Genomic DNA, 17994 nt, shown 5'->3' with positions numbered 1-17994 from the left:
TCTACACAAAAGGGGCGAAAGATATTTCGCCCCTACAAGTTACGGAAGATTATTTATTATCTTTCACTTCTTCAAATTCCGCATCAACCACGCCGTCATCTTTTTGAGATTGTTGTGGTTGCTCACCGCCTTGAGCTTTTGCTTGGGCTGCTTGCATTAACGGTTCTGAAGCTTTGATTAACGCTTCGATTTTCGCTTCGATCTCGGCTTTATCTTCGCCTTTAGCTGCGGTTTCTAACTCAGAAATAGCCGCTTCGATCTTCGCTTTATCGTCTGCGTTTAACGCATCGCCTGCTTCGGTAATTTGCTTACGGGTTGCGTGAGCAATACCGTCTGCTTGGTTACGGGCTTGAACTAACTCTTCAAATTTTTTGTCTGCTTCCGCATTCGCTTCTGCATCACGCACCATTTGTTCCACTTCTTCATCACTTAAGCCTGAAGAAGCTTGAATCTTGATTTGTTGCTCTTTACCGGTGTTTTTGTCTTTTGCAGACACATTGATAATACCGTTAGCATCAATATCAAAGGTTACTTCAATTTGTGGCATACCGCGTGGAGCAGGGTTAATACCTTCAAGGTTGAATTGACCTAAAGATTTATTATCCGCCGCACGTTTACGCTCACCTTGTAACACATGGATAGTTACCGCAGATTGGTTATCTTCTGCTGTTGAGAACACTTGTGATTTCTTGGTTGGAATCGTAGTGTTTTTCTCAATTAAGGTCGTCATCACACCACCCATTGTTTCGATACCAAGTGAAAGCGGAGTAACATCTAATAACAACACGTCTGTTACCGAACCACTTAATACACCACCTTGTACTGCTGCACCGATTGCCACCGCTTCGTCCGGGTTAACGTCTTTACGCGGTTCTTTGCCGAAGAAGTCTGCCACTTTTTTCTGTACTAACGGCATACGGGTTTGGCCGCCCACTAAAATCACATCGTTGATGTCGCCTACTGATAAACCGGCATCAGCTAAAGCAGTTTTTAACGGCTCTAACGAACGGTTTACTAAATCTTCAACTAAAGATTCCAATTTCGCACGAGTTACTTTAATGTTTAAGTGTTTCGGGCCGCTTGCATCTGCGGTGATGTACGGAAGGTTCACTTCGGTTTCTTGTGCAGAAGAAAGTTCGATTTTCGCTTTTTCCGCCGCTTCTTTCACACGTTGCATTGCCATTGGGTCGTTGCGTAAATCAACCGCTTGTTCTTTTTTGAACTCTTCCACTAAGTAGTTGATGACACGGTTGTCGAAGTCTTCACCACCTAAGTGAGTATCCCCGTTGGTTGCACGCACTTCAAAGGTTTGCTCGCCGTCAAAGTTATCAATTTCGATAATCGAAATATCGAATGTACCACCACCTAAGTCGTAAACAGCAATCGTTTGGTTCTCTTTCTTAGAATCTAAACCATAAGCAAGTGCTGCTGCTGTCGGTTCGTTGATGATACGTTTTACATCTAAACCTGCAATACGACCGGCATCTTTGGTTGCCTGACGTTGTGCATCGTTAAAGTATGCAGGTACAGTAATAACCGCTTCGGTTACCGGCTCACCTAAGAAATCTTCTGCGGTTTTCTTCATTTTTTTCAAGATTTCAGCAGAGATTTGTGGCGGTGCTAATTTATCGCCTTTTACTGTTACCCACGCATCGCCGTTGTCTGCTTTGCTGATTTCAAACGGCATAATTTCAATATCACGTTGTACTTCTGCATCAGTAAAGCGGCGACCGATTAAACGCTTGATTGCAAATAAAGTATTTTTTGGGTTAGTAATTGCCTGACGTTTTGCCGGCTGACCAACTAAGGTTTCTTTATCGGTGTAAGCGATGATAGATGGCGTTGTTCTTGCCCCTTCTGCATTTTCAATTACACGAGGTTTGTCGCCGTCCATTACCGCAACACAAGAGTTTGTTGTACCTAAGTCAATACCAATGATTTTACCCATTTTATGATTCCTCTAATAATAAATTCAGTTTGAATAAGAAACGGGATTGCATTTCCCGTTCAGACGAAACCATAAATAGGGACGAAAATGCGCTGTTCAAGGGCAAAAATAAAAAAAGTGCAAAATTTTTGAAAAAAGTGACCGCTTGTATGCTGGGGGAGATTTGGCAGAAGCAAAGAGGAGGAAATTTGGCAGAATATTTCACGGAGAAAATACCTCCTACCTTGCATACCCCTCAATAGCTTTTTATACTTACGGCAACTCAAACAGAGAAGGATATAATATGAAACTGATTACTACCATTATCCAACCTTCAAAATTAGACCAAGTGCAAGATGCACTTTCAGAAATCGGTATTCAAGGAATGACTATTACCGAAGTAAAAGGCTTTGGACGCCAATATGGGCATACCGAACAGGAGCTTAGCCAAATGAGCCGCATTGACTTTCGTCCTAAAATTAAGGTGGAGATATTGGTTTCTAATTACCAAGCCGATGAAGTGATCAATGCCATTCTCAATGCGTCCTATTCTGGGCAAGTGGGTGATGGCAAAATTTATGTGGCGAATATTGAACAAGTTATCCGCACCCGTACCGGGGAAACTGACGATGAAGCAGTCTAGCTATTGCTAGCTGGGAAGTTTTTTATTATCGTGTTTTAGAGTTATATTTTCAACCTTACTAAAGCAAATTTTCTAATTTTGTGTGAATTAAATGTTTGTTTTTTGTGTAATACGGGTTATTATAGTAATCAAAAATAGTTAGGTTTTAATGGAAGTAGACATTTTTTTGTTATGCTAAATAAACACATTAGTAAAATTATCAATTCTTCATTTTCTCTTGCATTTTTTACACTTATTAGCTTTGCTACCGCCTACTGTTACGGTTGGGGACAAGCCATATTTCATGGCTACCCTTGGTGGCATGTCGAAATCGGCAATGGGAGTATGGCGAGGAGTTTAGCTTATGTATTTGGTACTTCAGTTATCTTATTCTTGTGTTATGCCCTAGGTTATAGTTTACTAAATAAAGTTTTTCAGCTGCATTATTTCCGAAATCTAGGTTGGTTAAGGGTGATTGTGTTGGTTTCTGTGTTTACAGTGCCTGTTATTCTTACTTTTTACTTATTTACCGGGATAGTGCCCATTTATATCTCTTTTATCTATATTTTTGTAAGTGGTGTGAGCGTATTCTTTTTCCGTAAGAGATGGAACAATACCAAGTTCGATCTGGATTTTAGGAAAATGTTGTTGGGAGGAAGCCTTGCGTTCTTTAATATCTTTATTTTTCTCTATTTCAGTTTGCTCTCATTGCATATTGGTTATTTGCGTGCCGGACTAAGAACTACCTATGATTACATCGAAATAGAGAATCAAAAATACTACATATTATCCACCAATAGTGATAACGGCTACATTATGGGAACAAAAATAAGAGGTAATCAATCTTTCTTGTTTTTCAATCGTGATACTCATCAATACTACCATGTTCATGTTGAACAATGTACGGATAGCCGATTATGCAAAGTAATAAATTGAGGTAATTATGGCATTACACCGTTGTCCGGAGTGTCGAAAGCGTATTAGTGACAGTTTAGAACATTGCATACATTGTGGCTTCTCGTTTAAAGAAGCCGATTTAGTGATATATCGGCAAAAGTTAGAACAGCGCCGATTACACAACCAGGAGATCAATCGCAAAAGCGTAAAATTACAACTTATTTGGTTAGTTATTTTTATTGCGGTAATCGCTCTAGCAAGTTGGATAACTCATTGAAATAAAAGCCCGGTATTTACCGGGTTTTTTTATACCTAAAGAGAATAACAAAATAAAAAAGAACATAATTCTCGATTAAAACTGGAGTAAATATTCAATATTATAAGATTTTTCATAAAAAATAAGGGATAAAAACCAGTGATAACCTTATTATTAATATGGCTTTGTTGCATATTGGTTAATTAAAAATAGGTAGAATGTTAATAATTTTCCGTTTGGTATTTATTTGTAAATTAAGTATATTTGCTGTGTATTTGTTTGATTTATAAGGGGGTTTGTTAATTTTATTATCTTGATAATAAGAGAATTGTAAAGATGTTAAAAGCTTGTTGAGGTTTTGAAGTGAAAATCTTACTATTATTGAGATGACTGTCCTCTTATAAAGAGCAGTAAAGTTGTTTATTCGGTGGGTTGTAATTGCCGAATTATTTACGAAGTAAGCTTATTTCTAAGGTTAATTCTAACATCAGAAATAAGCTTTTTTATATATCTAAAGGTATAAAATTATGAACAAAATATTTAAGGTTATTTTTAACCGAACGACGCAAAAAATGGAAGTTGTGTCTGAACTTGCTCGATCGCAAGGTAAAGCTGCTTCTTCTACTGATGAGCGCGGTACTATTAAATTAGCAGCGGCTGGCATTCTAGGTGGAGTTACTCTTATCGGCGGAATGGCAGCATTTATGCTTTCTGCTACACCGGCAGAGGCGGCGGTGGTAATTGAGAGTATTAGTTCTACAGGCGGTGCTACTACAATAACTACAAATTCTAGTGTGCCAACAAGCTCTAGTACCAACCCATATAACTATTTTAACCCAGGTAGTTTATCTTATGACAATAGAGATCAACTTCAAGGCTCAGGTGCAGCTGGGAGTGGTGATGCCAATAGACTATTGTATAAATCTAATACTACCTCATCAATTGTATTAGGATATAAAGCTAACGCTACTGAAGATAAAAATGCAGGCAAAGCTTCTGGTATTGCAATAGGTGATTATTCTCATGCTGGTGGTGCATTATCTATTGCAATAGGCCCATTCTCTCGTACAAATGATACTGGTTCTGTAGCATTAGGTACTTCGGCTCGTGCAGAAGGCTTTAACTCATTTGCAGCAATGCGTCAATCTGCAGCAATTGCAGATTATTCTGCTGCTATAGGTTCATCATCTTGGGCAAATCAAAAAGCCAGCTTTGCTATTGGTGCTTCGGCTACAGCGCTAGGCAACCGTTCTTTTGCAATTGGTAGCGGTACACCACAGACTGTTGATGGTAGTTTAGGTGCAGAAAATAGACGTTCTATTTATGATGGTCAAAATAATACTTTAGCCGTAGGTTCAGATGCGTTCTCAATTGGTACTAAAGCAAAAACTAATGGTGAAAGTGCCTTTGCAATTGGTACTAATGCACAAGCGGGTGGTTTTGTTGAAAATGCAGAAGGTAAGGTAATTTTGCCTAACGGTACAACTATCACTATTCCTGAATTGAAAACAGTAGTTAATGCTAATAGCTCTGAAAAAGCGAATAATGCTTATGCATTAGGTACAAATACCCGTGCATTATCTAACGATACAGTAGCTTTCTCAACTAATGCTACTGCAAAGGGTGATGGTGCTATTGCATTTGGTGTGGATTCAAAATCAAATGGTACAGGAGCTATTGCATTCGGTAATATTTCAAATGCGACAGGTGCAAATGCAATCAGTATCGGTTGGAACGCTACCGCAAAAGAAGAAAAAGTAATTAGCATTGGTTCTCACTCTGTTGCTGAAAAAGCAGGTGGTATCGCAATTGGTGAAACGGCAAAATCTTCAGGAAACCAATCTGTTACTGTGGGTTATAACTCAACAGTAAGTAAGGATAATGCAACTGCTATCGGTTCACATGCTAAAGTTGAAGGTTTAGGTGGTACATCTGTTGGTTATGAAGCGAATGCGAAAGGTAACTACTCAACTGCAATGGCTTATAAATCGGAAGCAAGTGGGAATTATTCTTTAGCAGTAGGTGCTAACACCACTGTTTCTGGCGATAACTCAGGTGCATTTGGTCAAAATAACCGTGTTTCCGGTACAGACACGTTTGTGTTGGGGTCTAATGTTACTGCTAACACAAATGGTTCTGTTATTTTAGGTAATCATTCAACAGTTGCAGAAGCTAAAGCTGTAGCAAGCAAAGAAATCAATGGCGTAACTTATAACTTTGCTGGTCATGATTCTGTAGTAGCAGGTGACTATGTTAGTGTGGGTTCTGATGCTAACGAACGCCAAATCAAATTTGTTGCACCAGGTGAAATTTCTAATACGTCAACCGATGCAATCAACGGCTCTCAATTATATGCGGTGATGACAGAGGGTAGCTGGACTGTAAAAGCAAGCGGCTCAAATAAAGACAGCAAAGTTAACTTTGGTGATGTGGTTGATTTTAAATCAAGCGATAAATCAGTAACGATTACACCAAATTTTGCTGATAAAGAAAATTCATTAGATTTTACAGTGAATGTTGATGGCACAACTATTACCCGTGATGCAACAACAGGTAAGTTATCTGCTGTTGCTGCAAAAGTGGAAAAAGGTACGAATATTGCCTCTGTAGATGCTAAGAAAGATACAACAGGCATTACAACCTATACCATTAATGCTGATGGCACTACGGCAAGCCATGCAGAGTCTTCAAAAGACTACTTAACAGTTACTGCTGGTGCAAAAGATCCTGTAACCAACAAAACTAACTATGAAGTTAAGTTAACAGACAAAGCACTTACAGAGTTTAAGAAAGATGATGACACCAAAACAGGTGTAGTTGCTAACCCTAAAAACAGCGAGTACCTTACTGTTACCGAACATACTACTGGTACGGAAAAACGTGAAGGTGACGATCGTACTTATATCGTGAGCTTGAGTGAGAAAGCGATTACTGACTTCACTAAAGATACGCATGTAACAGGTGGTAGTGTAGTTTATGATAGTCAAGGTAATGCAACTGCAACGTTAAACAAAAATGATGGTACAACCGCAGCGGTTACTGGTATTAAAAATAACTTTGTAACCACTTCTGCAACAGATGCAGATGGCAAAAAAGCAACTTTAACCCGTAACGATGGTGGCACAGTTGAAATTGACTTAAGCAAAACGGTTACAACAGCGGTTAATGAAGCAACAGAAAAAGGTTTTGGTTTAACAGCTCAAGACGGTCAAACAGTTAAGAAAAAATTAGGTGAAGCTGTTGAAGTAGTTGGTGGTAACAATAATATCAATACAACTGCTACAGATGGCAAAGTTAAAGTTAACTTAAATAACACCTTAGATTTGACTACGGGTGGATCTGTAACTATTGGCGACACCAAAGTTGATCAAAATGGTTTAACTATCAATGGTGGGCCGAATGTTACTAAAAGCGGCATTGACGCTGGTAGCAAAAAAATCACTAACGTAGCAGATGGGGACGTAAGTGCTACTTCTAAAGATGCTGTTAATGGTTCACAATTATATGCAACAAACCAAAATGTAACAAACTTAACGAATAAAGTTGAGGGTGGCTTTAATATCACAGCCGATAATGGTACTCCTGATAATGTTAAATTAGGAGATACAATTAAATTTACTGATCCTGATGCAAATATTATTACAACGGTAAGCGATAACCAAATTAAATTTGCGTTAAATTCAACTCTTTCTGTAGGTGGTAAAGACGGAAAAGATGGTTCTATTGGTATTAAAGGGCAAGACGGTGAGAATGGTGTAACTATTAATGGAAATGGTACAGTTGTTGTTGGCAAAGATGGTCAACCAGGTAGCATTGGCATTAATGGTAAAGATGGCACTATTGGTATTAACGGTAAAGATGGTGCAAATGCAACCATGACCGTTGAAAAAGGTGCCCCGGGCTTAGACGGTGCTTCTGGTAAAGACGGAAAAACAGGTGAGAAAACTACTCGTATAGTTTACACCAATGAAAAAGGTGAGAAAGAAGAAGTTGCTAACTTAAACGATGGTTTACGCTTTACTGGTAATGATGATGACACTGAAAACAAACATAAGCTTAATAGCTTAGTAACTGTGAGAGGTGAAGGTGTAACTAAAGAGCAGTCAAAAACATTTGAATCTGCTACAGGTAACATCAATGTTAAAGCAGACGGTAATTCAATTTTAGAAGTTCAGTTAGCTAAAAACTTGAATTTAACAAATGACGGTTCTGTTGTTATTGGTAATACTACAGTTAACAATGATGGTTTGAATATTACGAATGGCCCAAGTGTAACTCAAACTGGTATCAATGCAGGTGATAAGAAAATCACTAATGTATCAAACGGTACAATCAGTGCAGATAGCAAAGATGCTGTAAATGGTTCACAACTTCATGAAACTAATCAAAATGTAACTAATGTTTCAAATAATGTAACGAAGTTAGATGAGTTTGTGAAAAAAGGCTTTAATATCACTGCAGATAATGGCCAAGAAGATAATGTTCAATTAGGTGAGAAAATTACTTATACCTCAACTGATAAAAACATTATTACTACTGTAACAAATAATCAAATTGATTTTGCGTTAAATAGCACGTTATCAATTGGTAAAGCAGGTGCTGATGGTAAAGACGGAACTATTGGTGTAAATGGTAAAGACGGTTCTGCGGTAGTATTAAACGGTAAAGATGGCTCTATCGGCTTAACAGGTCCTAAAGGTGAAAATGGTCAGTCTGCAACTGCAAATGTGACAGTTAAGAATGGTCAACCAGGGGTTGATGGTGCGGATGGTAAGACTCGTATCATTTATGAAACCAAAGATAAAAATGGTAATCCTGTTACAGAAGAAGTTGCAACCCTTAACGATGGCTTAAAATTTGGCGCTAACACAGGTGATGTTCACAATGCAAAATTAAATACGCAAGTGAATGTAAAAGGTGCTGAAGGCAATACCGAGTGGAATAAGTTTGACGCTGGTAAAAACATCATGACGCAAATCAATGGTAATAATATTACTGTTGCGTTGGCGAAGAATGTGAACTTGACTGAAGATGGCTCTGTAACTATTGGTGGCACAAACATTACTAATGAAGGTATTACCATTAACAATGGCCCGAAAATCACTAATAAAGACGGTAGTGTAAGTGTTGCTAATCAAGATGGAAGCCCAACAAAAATTACTAACGTGAAAGCGGGTGATGTAAACAATACTTCTACAGATGCTGTTAATGGAAGCCAGTTATATACTGTACAAGAAATTGCAAATGCAGGTTGGAATTTAACCATTAATGAAGGACAGAATAGCAGTAATGTTAAGCCTAAAGAGACGGTTGATCTAAATAATAAAGATGGCAACATTCAAATTACTAAAGATGCCCATAATGTAACATTTGCATTAAATAATGAGTTAACTATTGGTGGACCAGGTAAAAATGGTGCTGATGGTAAAGACGGCTCTATCGGTGTTAAAGGTGCTGATGGTTCAACTGGTGTTGCTTTAAATGGTAAAGATGGTTCAATTGGCATTAACGGTAAAGATGGTGCTAATGCAAATATTACTGTTAAAAATGGTAAACCAGGTGTTGATGGCGTAGATGGTACAACTAAAACACGTATTGTTTATGAAACCAAAGATGGTCCGGAAGAAGTTGCAACACTTAATGATGGTTTAAAATTCGTAGGTGATGATAATAAGGTTATCGCGAAGAAACTAAACCAAACTTTAAATGTAACTGGTGGTGCTGATTTAACCAAATTGGCTGATAACAATATTGGTGTAGTAAATACTAATGATGGATTAGTTGTTAAATTATCTAAAGATGTAAACTTAACCAAAGATGGTTCGGTAACTATTGGTAATACAACTTTAAATGATTCAGGATTAACTATTGCTAATGGTCCAAGTGTGACTAACACAGGTATTAGCGCTGGTAACAAACAGATCACCAATGTATCAAGCGGTTTAACTAATGCAAATGGCGAAAAAACTGATCTTGCCAATGCAACGACAACCAATGCGGTTAACGTAGGCGATTTAAAAGATACAGTTAATAACCTAACTAATGCAACAACGGGTGGCTTTGGTTTAACTGGCGATGATAAGAATACTGAAGTTAAGCAAGACTTAGGTAAAACGATTCAAGTTAAAGGCAAAGATGGTGTAACCGTAACCGCAAATGTTGCTGAAAAAGCATTAGAAATTGCATTAGCCGGTGATGTATCTGTAAGTGGTAAAGACGGAAAAGACGGCTCTATCGGTGTTAAAGGTACAGATGGCAAAGATGGTGTAACTATCAATGGTAACGGCACTGTTGTAGTCGGCAAAGATGGTGCTCCAGGTAAAATTGGCATCAACGGTAAAGATGGTGCAAATGCAACCATGACCGTTGAGAAAGGCGCTCCTGGATTAGATGGTGCTAAAGGCAAGGATGGTAAAGATGGTACTCAAACTACTCGTATCGTTTACACAAACGAAACAGGTGGTAAAGAAGAAGTTGCAACCTTAAACGATGGTTTACGTTTTACCGGTAATAACGAAGTTGAGAACAAACATAAGTTAAACAGCTTAGTTACTATTATTGGTGAGGGTGTAAATAAAGAACAGTCAGGCGCTTTCCAATCAGCAGCAGGCAATATTAATGTTGTTGCAGATGGCAATGGTAATTTAACTGTTAAATTAGCGAAAAACCTAAACTTAACTGATTCAGGTTCTGTAACCATTGGTGGCACAAACATTACTAATGAAGGTATTACCATTAACAATGGTCCGAAAATCACAAATGAAGGCGGTAACGTTAAAGTTGGTGATGTAAATGGTGCGCCAGTTAAAATCACGAATGTTAAAGAAGGTGATTTAAGCGAAACTTCTAAAGATGCAGTTAATGGTTCACAGCTTTATGCAACTAACCAAAATGTAACCAACTTAAGCAATAAAGTAGCTCAAGGTTTTAATATTACAGCTGACGTTGGTCAACCAGACAATGTTCAATTAGGTGAAACTATTACTTATACTTCATCTGATAAAAATATCGTTACAACGGTAAGCGACAATAAGATCGATTTTAAACTGAGTGCTGAAGCTGTAGATAAATTTACGGTTAAATACTTCTCTGTAAATTCAACGGTTGCAGAAAACAGATTAAATGATGGTGCTAAAGGTGTTAACTCTATTGCAATTGGTCCGAATGCAACCTCTGTAGATCAAGGTGCTATTGCACTGGGTACAAACTCAAATGCAAATGGTAATGCTGCAGCAGCTTTAGGTGTAAACTCAAAAGCAGCAGGTACCCAAGCAACAGCGGTAGGTTCTCAAGCAAATGCAACTGCAAATGGTGCAACAGCGATTGGTCGTGAAACAACAGCAAGTGCTGGTGATGCAACAGCAGTAGGTTCTAATGCAAATGCAACTGCAGAGAAAGCAACTGCTTTAGGTGTAGGCTCAAGAGCTGAAGATCGAGCAGCATTAGCGGTAGGTACAAATGCAACTGCAAGCGCACAATCAGCAGTCGCAGTAGGTACTCAATCTGTTGCGAATAAAACATTTGCTGTTGCAGTAGGTATGGGGGCTCAAGCAACCTTAGAAAGCTCTGTAGCATTAGGTAGCGAATCAACTGTAACTGCAGCAACGCCAACAAGTAACGCAACTGTAGGTGGTATTACTTACACTGGTTTTGCGGGAGCTAATGAAAACACAAACTATGTGGTATCAGTAGGCTCCGCAGGTAAAGAACGCCAAATTCAAAATGTAGCAGCAGGTCGAATCACTTCTGATTCAACAGATGCGATCAACGGTTCACAACTTTATGCGGTAGCTGATAAGTTAGTTAAAACTGGCTTTAACATTACAGCCGATAACTCTGGTTTAGATGCTGGTGCGAAAGAAGATAATGTTAAGTTAGGTCAAACAGTTAAATTTACCGATCCAGACAGCAATATTGTGACAACAGTTAAAGATAATGAAATCCAATTTAGCTTAAATTCTACGTTATCTGTTGGTAAAGACGGTAAAGATGGTCAGCCAGGTGAAGCCGGTACAATCGGCGTTAAAGGCCAAGACGGAAAAGATGGTGTTTCAATCAAAGGTGATGACGGTAAAGACGGTACACCAGGTGAAGCAACAATCACTGTCGGTCGTGATGGTAAAGACGGTGATGACGGCATTGACGGTAAAGTTGGTGTGAACGGCAAAGACGGTTCAGCAGTTGTACTTAACGGTAAAGATGGTTCTATCGGCTTTACTGGCCCTAAAGGTGCAGATGGTACTAACGGCGTAACAACGACATTAAAAGTCGTTCAAGATGGTCAACCAGGTATTGCAGGCAACGACGGTAAAGACGGCGAAAGCAAAACTCGTATCGTTTACGAAAAACCAAACGGTGAGAAAGAAGAAGTTGCAACCCTTAACGATGGCTTAAAATTCGGTGCTAACAATGGCACAGTTCACAATGCAAAATTAAATACGCAAGTGGATGTTAAAGGTGCAGCAGGGAATACCGATTGGACTAAGTTTGATGCCGGTCAAAATGTAATGACGCAAATTGCGGGCAATACAATTACTGTGGCATTAGCAAAAGACCTAACGGGCTTAAATAGTGCAACATTTGGTACAGATGGCGATTCTACAGTTATCAATAAAGATGGTGTGACGATTGCTAAGAAAGATCCTAACGATGCAACTAAATCTAACGTTACCTTAACGGAAGATGGCTTAAGCAATGGCGGTAACCAAATCACTAATGTTGATAGCGGCTTAAAAGACAAAGATGGTCAACCTGTTAAACTTTCTGAGGCAGCGGGTGATGTTCTTAACAATGCTGTTAACGTAGGTGACTTGAAAAATACTGCAGAAAATCTTTCTACAAATGCTTTTGGTCTGAAAGATAAAGAAGGTAATGAGTTTAAACAAAACTTAGGTACTACAGCTCAAATTACTGGCGATAGCAACATTAATACGAAAGTTGTTGATGTTCAAAACCCGGACGGTACAACAACGAAAGCACTTGAAGTAAGTTTAAATAACGACTTAAGTGTTGGTAAAGACGGTAAAGCTGGTGCAATCGGCGTTAAAGGCCAAGACGGCAAAGATGGTGTTTCAATTAAAGGTGATGACGGTAAAGACGGCGTACCAGGCGAAGCATCAGTTGTTGTAGGTCGTAATGGTGCCGATGGTATTGACGGTAAAGTTGGCGTAAATGGTAAAGACGGTGCGTCTGTTGTATTAAACGGCAAAGATGGCTCTATCGGCTTAACAGGCCCGAAAGGTGCTGATGGTCAGCCAGGTGCAAGCACAAATATTGCTGTTAAAGATGGCAAACAAGGTGTTGATGGCACTGGTAAAGATGGCTTACCAGGTGATAACGGCGAAACTCGTATCGTTTACAAAAATGGCGATAAAGAAGAGCAAGTTGCTAACTTAAATGATGGCTTGATTTTTACTGGTAACAATGCAGATACGTTAAATCGTCATAAGCTAAACACAGTAGTTAATGTTGTGGGTGAAGGTGTTGATAAAGCAGCATCAGCTGTATTTAAATCAGCAGCAGGTAACATCAATGTTAAAGCTGATGGTACAGATAAGCTTGAAATTCAACTTAACCGTGAGCTTAAAGATTTAACAAATGCGAAATTTGTTGAGTACAAACAAGGTGATGATGGTAAAGAGGTTGTTGATAATACTAAACCATCAACAGAGCTTACTAATAAAGGTATCACTATTACACCAGCTAGTAGTGAAAATGGCGCAGATGCTAAACCAGTATCATTAACAGATAAAGGTTTAGATAACGGTAACAACCAAATTGTTAACGTGAAGAGCGGTATCGATGGTGTTAACGGTCAAGATGGTCAACCAGTTAAATCTGTAAATGATTTAACAGAAGAGCAGCTTAAAGAAGTTGGCACAAATGCAGCGAATATCAATGATGTACGTAATGCTACTGATGATCTAGTGAAAACGGGCTTCAAGATCACTGCTGATAATTCTAAACTTGCAGATGATGCAAAAGAAGATACTGTAGAGCTTGGTCAAACAGTAGAGTATCGTAGTGAAAGCGGTAACATCGTTACAACGGTACACGATAACAAGATCGACTTCGACTTAGCGAATAACCTCAATGTAGGTGGAAAAGACGGTAAAGCTGGCTCTATCGGCGTTAAAGGTCAAGATGGTAAAGACGATGTTTCAATCAAGGGTGATAACGGTCAAGACGGTACACCAGGTGAAGCAACAATCACTGTCGGTCGTGATGGTAAAGACGGTGATAACGGCATTGACGGTAAAGTTGGTGTGAACGGTAAAGATGGTTCAGCAGTTGTACTTAACGGTAAAGATGGTTCTATCGGCTTAAATGGTAAAGACGGTAAAGACGGCTTAACATTTAAATCAGCAGATGGTGCTCAAGGTGTTAATGGTAAAGATGGTGAAAACGGCTTACCGGGTCAAAACGGCACAACACGTATCGTTTACCAACCGACTGATAAAGACGGTAACCCACAAGGTGAGCCTGAAACTGTTGCAACCTTAAACGATGGTTTAATCTTTGCAGGTAACAATGATAAGTTAAATCGTCACAAGCTAAATAGCGTAGTGAACATCGTTGGTGAAGTAGCACAAGGAATTAATGACAAAGAGTCATCTGAGAACTTCAAGTCAGCAGCAGGTAATATCAATGTTGTTGCTAATGAGAAAGATCAGCTTGAAATCCAACTTAACCGTGATCTTAAAGATTTAACAAGTGCGAAATTTGTTGAGTACAAGCCAGGTGAAAATGGTGGTAAAGATGTTGTTGACAACACTAAACCATCAACCGAGATTACCAATAATGGTATGACTATTACACCGGCAAAACCAGCGGACGGAGCAGATGGTGAAGTGAAAGCACCAGTTAAGTTAACTCAAGATGGCTTAGATAACGGTAACAACCAAATTGTTAACGTGAAGAGCGGTATTGATGGTATTAATGGTCAGCCTGGTAAAGATGGTAAAGCTGTTGAATCTGTGAATGATTTAACAGATGAGCAGCTAGAAAAAGTAGGTACTAATGCAGCGAACATTAAAGATGTACGTAATGCAACGGATAGCTTAATCAACAAAGGCTTTAACATTACTGCGGATAATTCTGAACTGGCAGATGGTGCTAAAGAAGATAATGTGAAATTAGGGGAAACCGTAAATTACACTTCTAAAGATAAAAACATCATCACAACGGTAAGCGATAATGCGATCGACTTTGCCTTAAACAACAATTTAACCATTGGTGGTCCGGGTAAAGACGGTAAAGATGGTGTTGATGGTAAGGTTGGTGTTAAAGGTGCCGATGGTACAGCTGGTGTGACCTTAAACGGAAAAGATGGCTCAATCGGATTAACCGGTCCTAAAGGTCAAGACGGTAAAGATGGTGCAAGTGCAACTATCTCTGTAAAAGACGGTGCTAAAGGTCTTGCCGGCAACGACGGTAAAGATGGCGAAAGCAAAACCCGTATCGTTTATGAGAAACCAGACGGTACAACTGAGGAAGTTGCAACACTGAACGATGGCTTAAGATTCGTAGGTGATGACGGTAAAGTTATCGATAAGAAGCTAAATGAAACCTTACAAATTTCAGGCGGCGATACCGATTTAGATGATTTATCTGATGATAATATCGGCGTTGTGAATAAAGATGGTAAGTTAATGGTGAAATTAGCAAGAAACATTGACTTAACAGACGAAGGTTCGGTAACAATCGGTGATACTTATATTGACACGAATGTTGTTGGTGTAGGTGATTCGGCATTAACCGGTGATAGCTTAACAGTAGGTGGCGATAATTCGATTACTGTTGACGGTAATAAAGGTACAATCGGTGGCTTAACCAATAAGACATTTGATCCAAATAACTTTACTAGTGGTCAAGCAGCAACAGAAGACCAGTTAAAACAGGTTTATGATGTAGCGAACTCTGGTTGGGATATTGCAGCAAATGGCAATAACAGCACCAATGTTGGTCCTAAAGGTAAAGTTTCATTTAATAATGAAGACGGTAATATCATCATTACTAAAGAAACGACTGACAACAATGTAACCTTTGCATTAAATAACGATTTAACTATCGGCGGTCCGGGTAAAGACGGAAAACCAGGTAAAGATGGTGCAATCGGTGTGAAAGGTGCAGATGGTAAAACAGGTGTAACCTTAAACGGTAAAGATGGTTCTATCGGTATCAACGGTAAAGATGGTTCGAATGGCACTATGACCTTCGAGCAAGGTAAACCGGGTGTTGATGGTAAAGATGGCGAAACGAAGACTCGTATCGTTTATGAAACTAAAGATAAAGACGGCAACCCTGTTAAAGAAGAAGTAGCAACCTTAAACGATGGCCTGAAATTCGTTGGTGACGATGGTAAAGTCATTACTAAGAAACTAAACGAAACTTTAAGCATCACTGGTGGTGAGAAAGATGCTACTAAACTATCTGATGCTAATAATATCGGTGTAGTAAATAACAACGGTACTTTAACGGTTAAATTAGCTAAAGATATTGACTTAACTAAAGAAGGCTCTGTAACTATTGGTGATACTACGGTAAATAAAGATGGTTTAACTATCAAAGATGGCCCAAGTGTGACTAAAGACGGCATCAGTGCAGGCGATAAGAAAATCACTAACGTTCAAGACGGTGAAATTTCTGCAACCAGCAAAGATGCGGTAAACGGTAGCCAGTTATATCAAGTGCAAGAAGTTGCTAACGCAGGTTGGAACTTAACAGCAAATGGTAAAGACAAAGGCAACGTTAAACCAGGTGCAACAGTTGATCTAAATAACAAAGACGGTAACATTATTATTACTAAAGATGGTAATAACGTGACCTTCGGCTTGAACAACAACTTAACCATTGGTGGTAAAGATGGTAAAGACGGTCAAATCGGCGTTGCTGGCAAAGACGGTAAAGATGGCGTAACTATTAAAGGTGACGGCACAATTACTGCAGGTCGCGATGGTAAAGACGGTGTTGATGGTTCAATTGGAGCTACTGGTAAAGATGGCGCTTCTGTTGTATTAAACGGTAAAGATGGCTCTATCGGCTTAACCGGTCCGAAAGGCGCTGACGGTAAACCGGGTGCAAGTGCAAATATTGCAGTGAAAGATGGTGCTGAAGGTGTTGATGGTACAAATGGTAAAGATGGATTACCGGGTGAGAACGGTAAGACTCGTATCGTTTATGAGACCAAAGATAAAGACGGTAAAACTGTCACAGAACAAGTTGCAACCTTAAATGATGGATTAATCTTCTCTGGTAACAATGAAGATGTGAAGAACCGTCAGAAACTGAATACTGAAGTTAAAGTGAAAGGTGAAGGTGTAGATAAAACAGCTTCTGAAAACTTTAAGTCAGCATCAGGTAACATCAATGTGAAAGCGAATGGTACAGACACATTAGAGGTACAATTAGCGAAAGCAATTGATTTAACTGAAGATGGTTCTGTAACAACTGGCGACACAACCGTAAATAACAATGGTTTAACCATTAAAGACGGCCCAAGTGTTACCAAAGGCGGTATTGATGCGAAAGGTACGAAGATTACCAACGTGAAAGATGGTGATGTGAGTGCAACAAGTAAAGATGCCGTGAATGGTAGCCAGTTACATAATGCTATCCAAAATGCAGGTTGGGATCTTACTGTTGATGGTAACGTTGCTGAAACTTCAGAGCAAGGTACTCAACGTGTTAATAACAATGGTAAAGTGACTGTTTCAGGTGGTAAAAACGTGGTTGTTTCCCGTAAAGGTTCAACCGTTGAAGTGGCAACTTCAAGCAATCCGGAATTTGATAGCGTGAAAGTAGGTGGTACAACCATCAGCTCAACGGTAGCAAAAGATGGCGTGAATGAGCTTAATGTTGCAGGTAGCAACAATGCACCAACACGTATTACCAATGTTGCTCCGGGTGTGAAAGGCACTGATGCTGTTAATGTGAATCAGTTGAAAGGTGCAGAAAATCGTCTGAACAATCGTATCAGTAACGTAGATAAAGACTTACGTGCAGGTATTGCAGGTGCATTAGCCGCAGGTAATTTATATCACGTAACACAACCTGGTAAATCGATGGTTTCAGCCGGTGTAGGTGCTTACCGTGGTCAAGGAGCTATTGCTGTAGGTTATTCTCGTTTATCAGATAATGGTAAAGTGGGTATCAAATTCAGCGTTAACTCTAACAGCCGTGGTGATACAGGTGCTGCTGCAAGCGTAGGTTATCAGTGGTAGTAACTGCTTGATTAAGCTTTTCTTCCCCACTTTTGGGGAAGAATAAATAAAATCCTTCAAATAGAACGGG

The 17994-nt window shown here is 39.2% G+C and carries 5 protein-coding genes; 4 read left to right on the top strand and 1 reads right to left on the bottom strand.

Annotated elements, in window-relative coordinates:
* Positions 1 to 49 precede the first annotated feature (49 nt).
* Positions 50 to 1948, bottom strand: a complete 1899-nt coding sequence (gene dnaK, locus ACJ7Z2_RS01125) for a molecular chaperone DnaK (RefSeq protein ID WP_409500514.1) — start codon at positions 1946 to 1948, stop codon at positions 50 to 52.
* A gap of 283 nt (positions 1949 to 2231) precedes the next feature.
* Between dnaK and ACJ7Z2_RS01120 the strand changes: the two genes are divergently transcribed.
* The 4 genes from ACJ7Z2_RS01120 (at position 2232) to ACJ7Z2_RS01105 (ending at position 17924) form a co-directional block, all read left to right on the top strand.
* Positions 2232 to 2570: a P-II family nitrogen regulator gene (locus ACJ7Z2_RS01120; protein ID WP_126301182.1), complete on the top strand. Its 339-nt coding sequence runs from the start codon at positions 2232 to 2234 to the stop codon at positions 2568 to 2570.
* A gap of 171 nt (positions 2571 to 2741) precedes the next feature.
* The gene (locus ACJ7Z2_RS01115) at positions 2742 to 3485 is read left to right on the top strand and encodes a hypothetical protein (protein ID WP_126301181.1); all 744 of its coding nucleotides are present in this window, start codon (positions 2742 to 2744) and stop codon (positions 3483 to 3485) included.
* A 7-nt stretch (positions 3486 to 3492) separates the two neighbouring features.
* Positions 3493 to 3723: a hypothetical protein gene (locus tag ACJ7Z2_RS01110; RefSeq protein ID WP_126301180.1), complete on the top strand. Its 231-nt coding sequence runs from the start codon at positions 3493 to 3495 to the stop codon at positions 3721 to 3723.
* A 506-nt stretch (positions 3724 to 4229) separates the two neighbouring features.
* Positions 4230 to 17924 carry a YadA-like family protein gene (locus ACJ7Z2_RS01105; protein ID WP_409500513.1) on the top strand — a complete coding sequence of 4565 codons (13695 nt, stop codon included), beginning with the start codon at positions 4230 to 4232 and terminating at the stop codon, positions 17922 to 17924.
* Positions 17925 to 17994: the final 70 nt, after the last annotated feature.

Origin of the sequence: Mannheimia glucosida (assembly GCF_046267875.1) — a bacterium.
Taxonomy (GTDB): domain Bacteria; phylum Pseudomonadota; class Gammaproteobacteria; order Enterobacterales; family Pasteurellaceae; genus Mannheimia; species Mannheimia glucosida.
The sequence above is the reverse complement of the archived record's forward strand: the minus strand, read 5'-3'. Positions and strand labels throughout refer to the sequence as shown.